Source organism: uncultured Sulfitobacter sp. (assembly GCF_947500075.1).
GTDB lineage: Bacteria > Pseudomonadota > Alphaproteobacteria > Rhodobacterales > Rhodobacteraceae > Sulfitobacter.
On record NZ_CANMQS010000001.1, the window covers coordinates 74,413 to 87,179 of the forward strand.

Genomic DNA, 12,767 nt, shown 5'->3' on the forward strand with positions numbered 1-12,767 from the left:
GACATGTCAGAACTACTCAAAGGAAAACGCGGGCTTGTCATGGGCGTTGCGAACGAACGCTCCATCGCGTGGGGCATTGCGCGGGCCATGGCGGGTGCGGGTGCGGAACTTGCCTTCACCTATCAGGGAGAGGCGTTCGGGTCGCGTTTGAAACCGCTGGCAGAGAGTGTCGGCAGTGATTTCATGGTCGATGTCGACGTCACCGATGATGCGTCACTGGACACCGCGTTTGAACAATTGGGCGCACGCTGGCCGACGATTGACTTTGTGGTCCATGCGATTGCGTTTTCGGACAAGTCCGAACTGACGGGGCGGTTCCTGAACACCTCCCGCGCGAACTTCAAACATTCGATGGACATCTCTGCCTACAGCTTCATTGAAGTCGCCCGTCGCGCCCATCCCTTGATGGTGGAGAACGGCGGTACGCTGATGACACTCACCTATCAGGGGTCCAACAAGGTTGTGCCCAACTACAACGTGATGGGTGTGGCCAAGGCGGCGCTGGAGAGTGCGACGCGCTATCTGGCGAACGATCTGGGGCCGGAGGGCATTCGGGTGAACGCAATTTCCCCCGGCCCGATGAAGACGCTTGCGGGGGCTGCGATTGGCGGCGCGCGCAAGACCTACAAGCATACCGATCAGAACGCGCCTTTGCGCAGCAATGCGACGCTGGATGCGGTTGGTGGGACGGCCGTGTATCTGGCGTCAGATGCGGGGGCCTGCACGACGGGGGAGATCATCCACGTCGATGGCGGGTATCATGTGCTGGGGATGCCTCAGGCAGAGCATTTGTAGGGTTCGGGGCGTTTGCAGCGAAGGGTGCGCATTCATTGCGCACCGATGCGGTTGAGGTGATGTGGTGCGGTGGGCAGTGAATGCGCACCCTACGGTCACCAACATGCGCCGGGCAGCCTTGATTCAGGGCTGGTTCGTCATCCTCACCGTAACACATCCGTCCGCCACAGCCACACCTTCATCCCGCCATGCGCAACAGGTGCGTCCTTGGGCAGCCACGGCAGGCCTGTCGCCTTCGCCAACCCCGGCTCTGACGTCACCATCCCCACACGCCAGCCTTTGAAGTGCGTCCGCATCACCGCGCCAAACTCGGCATAGATCGCATAAAGCAGTTTCTTGTTGCCGATCCGCGCACCGTAGGGCGGATTGACCATGACCAATCCCGGCGGGCCGTCGGGCGGGCGGGCGTCGGCGGCGGAGAGGTTGGTGAAACCTGTCACCTCCCCCACCCCGGCGCGCGCGGCATTCTCATTTGCCATGCGCACGGCACCTGCGTCGCGGTCGGAACCGAAGAACCGGACGGGGCCTGCGGCCTCCCCGGCCTCGCGTCGCAAAGCGCCATAGGCCTCCGCATCAAAACTGGCCAAATCCTCAAATGCAAAGGACCGGGAGCGGCCCGGTTGCAAACCGGCGGCGATCTCTGCCGCTTCGATCACGAAAGTGCCGGAGCCGCACATCGGATCCACCACCACCTGCGTGCCGTCAAAACCGCATTCGGCAAGAAACATCGCCGCCATGTTCTCCCGCAAAGGCGCTTTGCCAACGGCCTGTTTGTGACCGCGCTTGTGCAGCGGCTCTCCGGTGGCATCCAGACTGATCACCACCTGATTGTCGTCAATCCGCACCTTCACCACCAAAGCAGCATCGGCAGAGACCGTGATCCCGTGGCTCTCTCTCAAGGCGGTCTCGATGCGCTGGGTTGCGGCACCTGCGTGATAGATCTTCGATGCCTTGCAGGTCACCTGCACCTTCACAGGAACATCCGGGCGCAACACATCACCCCAAGGGAACTTGCGGGACCGCTTGTCCAGCTGCGCCAGATGGAATGCCATGAAGCCCCCGACCCGCACCAGCACGCGCACCGCCCCGCGCAGGTCCAGATGGGAGCGCCAGACCTCGGCCCAATTGCCGGTCACGGTCACCCCACCTGCGGCTGTGCCCGCAACGGCAAAGCCCTTGGCCAATGCCTCCGCCTTCAGCGGTGCTTCAAGGCCCGGTGGGCACACGAGGAATATCTCAAAGGGGCCTTCAGATGTCATGGCCCCTCCATACGCGCGCCTGCACGCCTGCGCGAGGGGTCATGCAATAAATGCACCAGATCTGCCATGATTTCGCCGCGATCCACCCCTAACCCATTCCCATGACACTTGCTGACACATACCGCGAACAGGTTGTTCAATCGCGGCAGGACCGCGCCCGGAAGGCGATCTTCATGTCGCGCATCGTGGGTCTGATGCTGATGTTGCTCATCGCCTTTGTGATGCGGGTCGAACCGAACCTGCGCAGTGCCTTTGCCGAAGCAGGCATGGAGCTGATGACCAACATGACGGGCCGTGACGCACCAACGCAGACGGCAAGTGCGGCGCCTGCACAATCCACCCTGCCCCGCGACCGGGTGAAGGTGAACCGCGGCACGGCGGCAAACGCCCAGTCGGCAAGCGCCAGTCGCGAGGACGCTCAAGCGCAGGCCGAGGCACTGGGCGCGCGCCTGAAAGCAGTCAAAGTCGGCGAATAGCGCCGCAGGCGCTACCCGATCGAAACAAGCTCGATATCGAACTGCAGATCTTTCCCCGCGAGCGGGTGATTGGCATCAAGGGTGACCGTCGCTTCATCCACTTCCACCACCATGACCGGCAAAGGCTGGCCATCGGGTGTTTGCATCTGCAATTGCGTGCCGATCTCCAGCGGAATATCTGCGGGGATGCCCTCACGCGGGATGCTCTGGCGCATTTCCGGGCGGATGGGGCCATAGGCCTCCGCGCAGGCGATCTTGACCACCTTCTTCTCACCCACTTCCATACCGGCCATGGCCACATCAAGGCCGGGGATGATCATCCCGGACCCCACTTCAAACTCCAGCGGATCGCGCCCTTCGGAGCTGTCAAAAGTGGTGCCGTCCAGCAGCGTACCGGTATAGTGAATGGCTACTTTATCGCCTGCCTTGACCTGCGTCATCGTCTCTCCAATCGGGGTATATCTGGGAAAATGGGCTGAGGCCGCGTATCTGCGCGGGTGCTCTAGAGTCTTGCGCACCCTTTCAAAGGCCGGGTGTGAAGTAAACCCCGGCAGCAAAAGTGGTACAATTCTGCTCTTTTCCCCTCTGGCGGCGCATGACACTCTGCCAGAAAAAGGAGCGCGCCCATGCCCATCACCACCTGCGTCTTTGACGCTTATGGCACTCTCTTCGACGTTGCCGCTGCTGCCCGGCAGGCGGCGGGTGAGCCGGATTGCAAAGCCATCAAGGACGACTGGCCACTGCTGGCCGAACATTGGCGGCTCAAGCAGCTGCAATACTCATGGCTGCGCGCCGTGGCCGATGCCCATACGGATTTCTGGGAAGTCACCCAGAACGGCCTGGACTGGGCGTTGGAGAAAACCGGCCATGACGGTGACCCGGTTCTGCGCGCGCGTTTGCTGGCGCTTTACTGGGAATTGCAGGCTTACGCAGAAGTGCCCGAAATGCTGGCAACCCTGAAGGCCGGTGGCTTGAACACGGCGATCCTGTCCAACGGGTCGCCTGACATGTTGTCGGGAGCCGTGAAATCGGCTGACATTGAGGACGTGCTGGATGTGTCACTGTCGGTGCAAAGCGTGGGTATCTTCAAGCCGGATGCGCGGGTCTATGATCTGGTCGGCGCGCATTTTGGCTGCACAAAGGATGAGGTCCTGTTCGTCTCTTCCAACGGCTGGGACGCGGCAGCAGCGACGGGATACGGCTTCACAACCGCCTGGGTCAACCGGGGCGGAGAGCCGATGGACAGACTGCCATGGGAACCTGCCCATGTGCTGCAGGATTTGACAGGCATTCCACAACTGGCGGGGCTTTGAGATGGCGACCTTTACCACTTCTGACGGTCTGGACCTCTACTACGAGGACGAAGGCGACGGGCTGCCGATCCTCTGTTTGCCGGGGCTGACCCGCACGACGGCGGATTTCGACTATGTCAGCCCTCATCTGGCAGGCAACCGGGTGATCAAGATGGACTATCGCGGGCGCGGCCAGTCGGCATTTGATCCGTCATGGGCCAACTACACCGTGCAGGTCGAAGGCCGCGATGTGATGGAACTGCTGGCGCATCTGGGGCTGCGACAGACGGCAATTCTTGGCACCTCACGCGGCGGGATGATCGCACTGGGACTGGCCGCAGTGGTCAAGAACGCCCTCCTGGGTGTGGCGCTCAATGACATCGGGCCGGCACTTGATCCAAAGGGCATTGATTTCATTATGGTCTATCTGGGCCGCAACCCGGCGGCAAAGACCCACGCCGAAGCCGCCGCGGCTTTGCAGCATGTGTTTTCCGATTTCAAGGATGTGCCGCCCGAACGCTGGCTGCGCGAAGCGGAAAAGAACTATACCCAGACGGCGGATGGTTTGCAGATTACCTATGATCCCAAGCTCCGCGACGCGGTGGAACTGGGCAAGGATCAGCCGCTGCCCGACCTGTGGCCCTTCTTCGATGCGATGGCCGACCTGCCGCTTGCCTGTATCCGGGGCGCCAATTCAGGCCTGTTCACCAAGGAGACATTGTCCGAGATGCAGAAACGCCGCCCCGACATGATCACCGCCGTGGTCCCCGACCGGGGCCATGTGCCGTTTCTGGATGAGCCGGAGGCCGTTGCCGCCTTGCACAAATGGGTGGAGGCCATGACATGAACATCGATATGATCCGCGCCGCGGCGTCCCGTCTGGACGGCCACGCCCGCCGCACGCCCTTGCTGAATTCCCCGTTTCTGGATGAGATGGCGGGACGCAGGCTCTGGATCAAGCCGGAGTGTTTGCAGCACACCGGCAGTTTCAAGTTTCGCGGTGGGTGGTCAGCGGTGTCGGCTTTGGAGCCCGAGACCCGCGCGCGCGGCGTGATCGCGTTTTCCTCGGGCAACCACGCGCAGGGCGTGGCTTTGGCCGCGCAGGCACATGGGGTGCCTGCGGTTATTGTGATGCCGTCGGACTGCCCGGCAATGAAGATTGACAATACGCGCGCGTATGGCGCTGAGGTGGTTTTGTATGATCGCGTCAGGGAATCGCGCGAAGAGATCGGCGCAACCCTGAGCGAGGAACGTGGGCTGACCTTGATCCGCCCTTACGACGAACCGCAGGTGATTGCGGGCCAGGGCACTTGCGGGTTGGAGATTGCCGAGGACGCCAACCGTCTGGGGATCAAGGACGCGGATGTCATCGTCTGTTGCGGCGGGGGCGGGCTAACCTCCGGCATCGCCCTGGCGTTTGAGGCGGACGCCCCTACCCTGCGCGTACGCCCTGCCGAACCTGAAGGGTTTGACGATGTGGCGCGCTCGCTCCGCTCCGGCGGGATTGAACGAAACAACCATCTCAGTGGGTCGATCTGCGATGCGATTGTGAGCCCGCAGCCGGGTGATATCACCTGGCCGATCCTGCACCGTCTTGCAGGCCCCGGTCTGGTCATCAGCGATGATGAAGCCTTGCAGGCCATGGGCCATGCGTTCAGCCGCTTGAAGGTGGTCGCAGAACCGGGCGGGGCCGCAGCATTGGCAGCGGCGCTGTTTCGGGCGGATGAGATCAACGGCGAGGATGTGATCGTCACCATCTCCGGCGGCAACGTCGACCCGGCCATGTTCGCCCGCGCCCTGGAGACGCTTGCATGACCCGTTTCACCATCGCCAGTTTCAACGTCAAGAACCTCATTGGCCCCGACAAGGAATACTACAGGTTCCAGTCTTACACGCCGGAGGAATACGCGTGGAAAGAAGACTGGCTGGCAGATCAGCTGTGCACGATGAACGCCGACATCGTCGGGTTTCAGGAGATTTTTGAGGAAGACGCCCTGCGCGCGACCATTGCCCGCGCCGATACGCTTGGGCAGGCCAACAATGATGCCAGTCTGCCGGGAGAAGACAAACGATACCGCCACCGGGCGATCTTTGATCGGCTGGCCTACCGCAATTACGGGGATGCCGCGCTGGCCTTTGCCGCAAATGTACATGACGGCGCCCCCGGCAGCCGCCGACCCGGCGTGGCGGTGCTGTCACGTCTGGGATTTGCCGCACCGCCGGAGGTGATCCAGGCGCTGGACACACCATTGGTGATCCCCTTCCAGACCTTTGGCGCAGGCGACGGCGGCACATACACCCTGAACCAGCTCAGCCGCCCGATCCTCAAGGTGCGGGTGCCTGTCGCCGGTGAGGTCATCACCGTCTTTAACTGTCACCTGAAATCAAAACTGGGGGAGTTCATCCGCCCCGACGGCGCTGCCCATGCGCCCGAAGCGGACCTCACGCAGTATGACCCGCTGGGCCGCGCCATGGGTGCCGCCCGTGCCGCGATGCGCCGCATGGCAGAAGCCTGGGTGCTGCGCCGCGCGATTGTCGAGGAATTGAAACAGGACCGCCCCGTCATTGTACTGGGAGATTTCAACGACACGGAAACCTCCGTTTCCTCCGAGATCATCCACGGCGAAGCCCCGTTCAAGAATTACGCCTGGATGTTACGCCATGATGCAACGCACCGCGGAGACAGATACTCTGACGCGGAGAATGAACAGATCAGCGAAGACATCGACGCTGTGCGTCTGCACGCCGCGGAAAAACTGTTTGTGCGCAAATCCCTGCGTGACATGGTCTATACCGCAGCTTTCGGCGGAGTTTATGAGAGCATCGACCAGATCCTGCTTTCGCGGCACTTCCTGTCCGACAGCCCCAGGTCGCGGGGGGAGATGATCTATTTCTCCGTCCTCAATGATCACTTGACGGATGGCAGCCATCCCGAAGCACCGTATAACAAGCTGGCCTCGGACCACGGGCAGATCATGGCGACGATTGAGATGAAGGAGCCGCAGGGATGAAGATGTTTGATACCGGTGATGTGCAGCTTCACTACCGCGTAGACGGCCCTGATGACGGCGCGCCGATCGTGTTTGCCAATTCGCTGGGCACGGACATGCGGTTGTGGGATCCCATCCTGCCGCTGCTGTCCGACGGGCTGCGGATCATTCGGTATGACAAGCGCGGCCATGGGCTCTCCTCCTGCCCCCCGGCCCCCTACACGATGGGTGCGCTGGTGACAGACGTCGAACGGCTGCTGGATCATCTGGAGGTCAAAGGCGCGCTGTTCGTGGGTCTGTCGATTGGCGGGATGATTGCGCAGGGGCTGGCGGTCAAACGGCTGGATCTTGTCCGGGCGCTGGTCTTGTCCAACACCGGCGCCAAGATCGGCACACCTGAGATCTGGGCAGACCGGATCGCAGACGTGGAACGCGGCGGGATCGAATGCCTGACAGATGCGGTGATGGCGCGCTGGTTCTCCGCCGACTACCGCGCAACGCCCGAATTGATGCTCTGGCGCAACATGCTGACGCGGCAACCAGATGCTGGATATGCCGGCTGCTCTGCCGCAATCTCCGGCACGGATTTCTTTACCACCACGGCCAGCCTCCGCCTGCCCACACTGGGCATCGCGGGCTCTGAGGATGGCTCCACCCCGCCCGATCTGGTTCGCGAAACAATTGACCTGATCCCCGGTGCGACCTTCCATCTGATCCGCAAGGCGGGTCACCTTCCCTGTGTGGAGCGGCCTGAACAATACGCATCAATATTGAGTGAGTTCATCAAGGCGACCGGCCACATCTGACCCGACAGCGAAAGACACGACCCATGGCCGCAAGCCTCTTTGACAGCCCCCTTCACGCACAGCTTTTCCCGACCGGAGAAACCGGGCGATTGTTCAGTGACACCGCATCCATCCGCGCGATGCTTTTGGTGGAAGGTGCGTTGGCGCAGGTGCAGGGGGCACAGGGCGTGATCCCGGAATTGAGCGCTGCCGCCATCCACCGCGCCACGATGGAGGTGCAGGTGGACCCCGGTGCCTTGGCACAGGCCACCGGGCAAAATGGTGTCAGCGTACCGGGACTGATCGCGGCATTCAGGGCCGAAATGAAGGCCCCGGAACATGCGCAATATGTTCATTGGGGCGCCACGTCACAGGATATCATCGACACCGGTCTGATGTTGCGCCTGCGTCAGGCTTTGGCACTGGCGGAAACGGATCTGCGCGCGCTGCTGACGACGCTGGGCCAGCAAGCCGCCGAACATGCCGCCACACCGATGCCCGCCCGCACCTACAGCCAGCACGCCACACCAACAACTTGGGGAGCGGTATTGGCGGGCTTCGGCGCGCCGCTGCTGGATGCGCTTGCTGAGCTAAACGAGCTGCGCGACAGCAGCCTTTGGGTATCGCTGTCCGGCGCTGCGGGCACGGCAGAGGCGTTGGGCCCGCACAGCGCGCAGACGCGAAAGGATCTTGCAAAAGCGCTTGGTCTCAGGGACCCGGAACGCAGTTGGCACACCGATCGCACGCCGCTTCTGCGCATTGCCGATTGGCAGGGTCGCGTGATCACGGCTCTGGCGCATATGGGGCAGACGGTGATCGGCCTCACTGCAACGGATGTGGCTGAAGTGGGGCTCGCCACCGCAGGGGCGTCTTCGACCATGCCGCAGAAACAGAACCCGGTTGCAGCCTCTGTCCTTGTTGCGCTGAGCCATCACGCCATGGGGTTGCAAGCCACGCTGCGCATGGCGGGCGCACACCAACACCAGCGCGATGGGGTGGCGTGGTTTGCCGAATGGTTGAGCCTGCCACAGCTCAGCCTGACCCTTGCCTCCGCGCTGATCCACGCGCGCGCACTGAGCGAAGGCATCGTCCCGCACCCCGTCCAGATGCACACCCAATTGGAAGCACATCTGGGACTGATCCATGCCGAAGCACTGAGCTTTGCGCTCACGGCCACGCTGCCGCGCCCCGATGCGCAGCGGGTCACCAAGACCCTGTGCCACGAAGCCATGAAACAGAATGTCACCTTGGAGACGCTCGCCCGTCAGGCCCATCCCGATCTCCCTGCCGATCTGTTTGATCCGGGCCAGAGGCTTGGCCGTGCCCCGGCGGAGGCGCATGCTTTCGCTGCAAAGGTTGCTGCCCTTTGAAAAACAACCGCGCCGCCATTGTCTTCATCATGCTCACCGTGATGATCGATGCCATGGGCATCGGCCTGATGATTCCCGTGATGCCCGACCTTATCCGGGAGGTGAATGGCGGCGATCTTGGCCAGGCGGCCCTCTGGGGCGGCGTGCTGGCGACCACCTTTGCCGTTATGCAGTTTCTGTTCGGACCCGTCATGGGCGGGTTGTCAGACCGCTTTGGCCGGCGCCCGGTGCTTCTGGTCTCTCTCGGGGTGATGGCGGCGGATTATGTCGTGATGGCGCTGGCGGGCAGCATCTGGCTGTTGCTGCTGGGCCGGGTTGTGGGCGGGGTCACCGCAGCCACACAATCCACCGCAACGGCCTATATGGCCGACATCTCTACGCCGACAGAGCGGACAAGGAACTTCGGTCTGGTGGGGGCCGCCTTTGGGTTCGGTTTCGTACTGGGGCCGGTGATGGGCGGGCTGCTGGCGGAATACGGCACGCGCGCACCGTTTTGGGCAGCCGCATTGCTGGGGACGGGCAACCTGATGTTGGGCTACGTGGTGTTGCGCGAGACCGTCAAACCCGCTGACCGGCGTCCTTTCAACTGGCGACGGGCCAATCCACTGGGCGCGGTGCGGCAATTGGGCAAGCTGCCGGGGGTGCGCAATCTGCTGCTGGTGTATTTTCTCTATCAAGTCGCCTTTTCGGTCTATCCATCGATCTGGTCATATTTCGGACAGGAGCGTTTCGGCTGGACCCCGGCGATCATCGGCCTGTCCCTCGCCTTCTTTGGTGGCACGATGGCCCTTGTGCAGGGCGGGCTGATCAGCCCGCTGCTGCGGTGGTTGGGAGAACGTGGCACGGTGCTGACCGGCTATGCTTTTGCAGCCGCCGCCTATGGCGGTCTGGCGGTGCTGAGCTCTGGTCCAATCGCGCTGATTCTCACACCATTGGCAGCCCTGGCTGGCGTGATCCCGCCCGCGTTGCAGGGCATCATGTCCCGCCGGGTGGCCCCCAATGCACAAGGTGAACTGCAAGGCGCGCTGACCTCCGCCTCCGCCCTTGCGATGATCCTGTCACCGCTGGTGATGACAGCAACCTTTGCGCGGTTCACCGGCGCGGACGCGCCGATCTACCTGCCCGGCGCGCCTTTTGTGCTGGCGTTGCTGCTGACCTTGTTGGGTGCTGCGATCTTTTTGGGGCGTCTGGGCGCGGTCCGGGACACCGACCTGACGTAAAGGGACAAGTTTTTGTCCCTTTCGCTGCTTGTCAGCCCTGCCCCACTGCGCCACGCTGGGGGAAATTCCCTTGGTCCGCAGGAGCCTTCCCGTGCAGAAAATCAAAGCCGCCGTCGCCCATGCCTTTGGGGCGCCCCTTGTGATCGAAGAGGTGCAGCTGCGCGCGCCCGAGGGCACCGAAGTGGAGGTGACGCTGGACGCGGTAGCGATCTGCCATTCGGATATCTCCTTTGCCGATGGCGGCTGGGGCGGCAGCCTGCCTGCGGTCTACGGTCACGAGGCCGCAGGCCGGGTGTCAGCAGTGGGCGCCGGTGTGCGCGGTCTTGAAACGGGCGACAGCGTCGTGGTCACACTGATCCGGTCCTGCGGATCCTGCCCCAGTTGTGCAGGCGGGAAACCCACGATTTGCGAAACGCCCTATGATGGCGATGTCGGACCGCTGAAGACTGCGGATGGCGGCAAGCTGCATCAGGCGATGGCATCAGGGGCCTTTGCGGAGAAAGTCGTCGTTGAGGCGTCCCAGGTGGCAAAGATCAGCCACGACATTCCCAAGGAAGCCGCCTGTCTGATTGCCTGCGGGGTGATCACGGGCGTGGGCGCGGTGGTCAATGCCGCAGGCATTCGCGCGGGGCAGGATGTCGTTGTGATCGGCACCGGCGGCGTAGGTCTGAACGCCATCCAAGGCGCACGGATCGCCGGGGCGCGGCGGATCGTGGCTGTGGATATGACCGAAGAGAAGCTGGAGATCGCGCGGGAGTTTGGGGCCACGGACGGGGTGCTGGCGACGGAAGCGAAGCCTTGGCGGGCGGCGCTGAAAGCCATGGGGCGCGGGGCGGATGCGGTGATTGTCACGGTGGGCGCCATCCCGGCCTATGATGCAGCCCCCCGTTATCTGGCGGGCGGCGGCAAGGTGATCATGGTCGGCATGCCGCACTCGGGCGCGATGTCATCCTATGAGCCGGTGACCATGGCCTTCATGGGGCAAGGCATGGTCGGCTCAAAAATGGGCGATGTGGTGGTGCAGCGCGACATTCCCTGGATGGTGGACCTGTACCTCCAGGGACGGTTGAAGCTGGATGAGCTGATTTCGGGGCGGTGGTCGCTGGATCAGATCAACGAGGCGATTGCGGATACCCGCACGGGGGCTGCGCGGCGGAATGTGATCCTGTTTGATCGGTGAGGTCCCCCTTGGTGCGGATGTTGGACTGGGGCCAGCCCCAGACCCCGGGATATTTTTAGAGAAAAGATGTGAGCCGGGGCACTAAATGGACCGGGTTGCGAAAGGAAAACAATGAAGCTTCATGATCTGGATGTGATTGTCCCAGCACCGCCTGCACCCGGTTGGGGCGGGCGGTACTGGATACTGGTGAAGGTCACCACCGATACCGGCATTGTCGGTTGGGGGGAGTGTTATGCGGCCTCTGTCGGGCCGGAGGCCATGGTCGCGGTGATCGAGGATGTGTTCGCGCGGCACATGGCGGGGCAGAACCCCGAAGACATCGAGTTGATGTTTCGGCGGGTCTATTCCTCGGGCTTTACGCAACGGCCTGATCTGACCGTGATGGGCGCGTTTTCGGGGCTGGAAATTGCGTGCTGGGACATTCTGGGCAAGGACCGGGACCGGCCAGTCTATGCGCTGCTGGGCGGGCGGATGAACGAACGGGTGCGCGCCTATACGTATTTGTATCCCCTGCCCCATCATGATGTGAGCGCCTTCTGGTCCTCGCCCGAGATGGCTGCCGAGAGTGCGGCGGACTGCGTGGCGCGGGGCTATACGGCGGTGAAGTTTGACCCTGCGGGCCCCTATACTATGCGCGGCGGGCACATGCCTGCGATGGGAGATATTGCGCTGTCGGTGGCGTTTTGTAAGGCCATTCGCGAAGCTGTGGGGGATCGGGCAGACTTGCTCTTCGGCACCCATGGGCAGTTTTCGACTGCCGGTGCGATCCGGTTGGGGCAGGCTTTGGAGCCCTATTCCCCGCTTTGGTATGAAGAGCCCATTCCGCCGGACAATGTGGCGGAGATGGCGAAAGTTGCAGGGGCGGTGCGCATTCCGATCGCAACAGGCGAGCGGCTGACAACGAAGGCGGAATTTGCGCCCGTGTTGCGCGCGGGGGCGGCGACGATCATGCAGCCTGCGCTGGGGCGCGCGGGCGGCATCTGGGAGATGAAGAAGGTTGCCGCCATGGCGGAGGTCTATAACGCGCAGATGGCACCGCATCTTTACGCCGGCCCTGTCGAATGGGCGGCCAACATTCACTTTGCCGTGTCGATCCCCAACCTGTTGATGGCCGAGACGATTGAGACGCCGTTTCATGATCAGCTCATCAAGGGGAGCATTCGGGTCGAAGATGGGTTTGTCACGGCCCCCACTGCCCCCGGTTTGGGGATTGAAGTTGATGAGGCGCTGGCACGGGCGCATCCCTACACCGATGCAGGGCTGCATCTGGAGATGCGGGATGCGCCGTGTGATTATGTGGACGGGAATGCGTTTGAACGGGGGGCGCCTGCGTCCAGCCAATAAGCGGCATGTCAGGATCTGCTGGCGCGCAGGGATATTTATGGCCAAAAAGAAGGGCC

13 protein-coding genes are annotated in these 12,767 nt (G+C 62.6%); 11 read left to right on the forward strand and 2 right to left on the reverse strand.

Features of this window, described 5'->3' with window-relative positions; all coding sequences use genetic code 11:
- Positions 1-3: 3 nt before the first annotated feature.
- Positions 4-795, forward strand: coding sequence for an enoyl-ACP reductase (locus Q1A91_RS00375; protein WP_299871184.1), 792 nt, complete (start codon positions 4-6; stop codon positions 793-795).
- 143 nt (positions 796-938) lie between these two features.
- Here Q1A91_RS00375 and Q1A91_RS00380 read toward each other — a convergent pair whose 3' ends face one another.
- Entirely contained in the window at positions 939-2,054 is a 1,116-nt protein-coding gene (locus Q1A91_RS00380; RefSeq protein ID WP_299871187.1) for a class I SAM-dependent RNA methyltransferase, read from the reverse strand.
- A 101-nt stretch (positions 2,055-2,155) separates the two neighbouring features.
- On the opposite strand from Q1A91_RS00380, the gene Q1A91_RS00385 reads away from it, so the two are divergent.
- Positions 2,156-2,530, forward strand: a complete 375-nt coding sequence (locus Q1A91_RS00385; protein WP_299871190.1) for a hypothetical protein — start codon at positions 2,156-2,158, stop codon at positions 2,528-2,530.
- 11 nt (positions 2,531-2,541) lie between these two features.
- On the opposite strand, the gene Q1A91_RS00390 is transcribed toward Q1A91_RS00385, so the two are convergent.
- On the reverse strand, positions 2,542-2,970 hold the full coding sequence (locus tag Q1A91_RS00390; RefSeq protein WP_299871193.1) for a peptidylprolyl isomerase: 429 nt from the start codon (positions 2,968-2,970) through the stop codon (positions 2,542-2,544).
- A gap of 186 nt (positions 2,971-3,156) precedes the next feature.
- On the opposite strand from Q1A91_RS00390, the gene Q1A91_RS00395 reads away from it, so the two are divergent.
- The 9 genes from Q1A91_RS00395 to Q1A91_RS00435 all read left to right on the forward strand — a co-directional run bounded on the left by Q1A91_RS00395 (position 3,157) and on the right by Q1A91_RS00435 (position 12,711).
- On the forward strand, positions 3,157-3,843 hold the full coding sequence (locus Q1A91_RS00395) for a haloacid dehalogenase type II (protein ID WP_299871196.1): 687 nt from the start codon (positions 3,157-3,159) through the stop codon (positions 3,841-3,843).
- A gap of 1 nt (position 3,844) precedes the next feature.
- Positions 3,845-4,669, forward strand: a complete 825-nt coding sequence (locus tag Q1A91_RS00400; RefSeq protein ID WP_299871199.1) for an alpha/beta hydrolase — start codon at positions 3,845-3,847, stop codon at positions 4,667-4,669.
- Positions 4,666-5,637: a threonine/serine dehydratase gene (locus Q1A91_RS00405; RefSeq protein ID WP_299871202.1), complete on the forward strand. Its 972-nt coding sequence runs from the start codon at positions 4,666-4,668 to the stop codon at positions 5,635-5,637. The genes Q1A91_RS00400 and Q1A91_RS00405 overlap by 4 nt, the downstream gene beginning before the upstream one ends.
- On the forward strand, positions 5,634-6,833 hold the full coding sequence (locus Q1A91_RS00410) for an endonuclease/exonuclease/phosphatase family protein (RefSeq protein WP_299871205.1): 1,200 nt from the start codon (positions 5,634-5,636) through the stop codon (positions 6,831-6,833). Before Q1A91_RS00405 ends, Q1A91_RS00410 begins: the two co-directional genes overlap by 4 nt.
- The gene (gene pcaD, locus Q1A91_RS00415) at positions 6,830-7,618 is read left to right on the forward strand and encodes a 3-oxoadipate enol-lactonase (RefSeq protein WP_299871208.1); all 789 of its coding nucleotides are present in this window, start codon (positions 6,830-6,832) and stop codon (positions 7,616-7,618) included. The genes Q1A91_RS00410 and pcaD overlap by 4 nt, the downstream gene beginning before the upstream one ends.
- A gap of 23 nt (positions 7,619-7,641) precedes the next feature.
- On the forward strand, positions 7,642-8,967 hold the full coding sequence (locus Q1A91_RS00420) for a lyase family protein (RefSeq protein WP_299871211.1): 1,326 nt from the start codon (positions 7,642-7,644) through the stop codon (positions 8,965-8,967).
- Positions 8,964-10,187: a TCR/Tet family MFS transporter gene (locus tag Q1A91_RS00425; protein ID WP_299871214.1), complete on the forward strand. Its 1,224-nt coding sequence runs from the start codon at positions 8,964-8,966 to the stop codon at positions 10,185-10,187. Before Q1A91_RS00420 ends, Q1A91_RS00425 begins: the two co-directional genes overlap by 4 nt.
- Positions 10,188-10,278: 91 nt before the next feature.
- Positions 10,279-11,367, forward strand: a complete 1,089-nt coding sequence (locus Q1A91_RS00430; RefSeq protein ID WP_299871217.1) for a zinc-binding dehydrogenase — start codon at positions 10,279-10,281, stop codon at positions 11,365-11,367.
- A 111-nt stretch (positions 11,368-11,478) separates the two neighbouring features.
- Positions 11,479-12,711 (forward strand): mandelate racemase/muconate lactonizing enzyme family protein, encoded by a 1,233-nt coding sequence (locus tag Q1A91_RS00435; RefSeq protein WP_299871220.1) that lies wholly within the window; start codon positions 11,479-11,481, stop codon positions 12,709-12,711.
- The last annotated feature ends 56 nt before the right edge of the window (positions 12,712-12,767 follow it).

Excerpts from the sequence above, each read along its gene's own strand:
- Q1A91_RS00385 (WP_299871190.1), top strand. The coding sequence starts at position 2,156 with ATGACACTTGCTGACACATACCGCGAACAGGTTGTTCAATCGCGGCAG.
- Q1A91_RS00395 (WP_299871196.1), top strand. The coding sequence starts at position 3,157 with ATGCCCATCACCACCTGCGTCTTTGACGCTTATGGCACTCTCTTCGAC.
- Q1A91_RS00380 (WP_299871187.1), bottom strand. The coding sequence starts at position 2,054 with ATGACATCTGAAGGCCCCTTTGAGATATTCCTCGTGTGCCCACCGGGC.
- Q1A91_RS00435 (WP_299871220.1), top strand. The coding sequence starts at position 11,479 with ATGAAGCTTCATGATCTGGATGTGATTGTCCCAGCACCGCCTGCACCC.
- Q1A91_RS00420 (WP_299871211.1), top strand. The coding sequence starts at position 7,642 with ATGGCCGCAAGCCTCTTTGACAGCCCCCTTCACGCACAGCTTTTCCCG.
- Q1A91_RS00400 (WP_299871199.1), top strand. The coding sequence starts at position 3,845 with ATGGCGACCTTTACCACTTCTGACGGTCTGGACCTCTACTACGAGGAC.
- Q1A91_RS00375 (WP_299871184.1), top strand. The coding sequence starts at position 4 with ATGTCAGAACTACTCAAAGGAAAACGCGGGCTTGTCATGGGCGTTGCG.
- Q1A91_RS00405 (WP_299871202.1), top strand. The coding sequence starts at position 4,666 with ATGAACATCGATATGATCCGCGCCGCGGCGTCCCGTCTGGACGGCCAC.
- pcaD (WP_299871208.1), top strand. The coding sequence starts at position 6,830 with ATGAAGATGTTTGATACCGGTGATGTGCAGCTTCACTACCGCGTAGAC.
- Q1A91_RS00410 (WP_299871205.1), top strand. The coding sequence starts at position 5,634 with ATGACCCGTTTCACCATCGCCAGTTTCAACGTCAAGAACCTCATTGGC.
- Q1A91_RS00390 (WP_299871193.1), bottom strand. The coding sequence starts at position 2,970 with ATGACGCAGGTCAAGGCAGGCGATAAAGTAGCCATTCACTATACCGGT.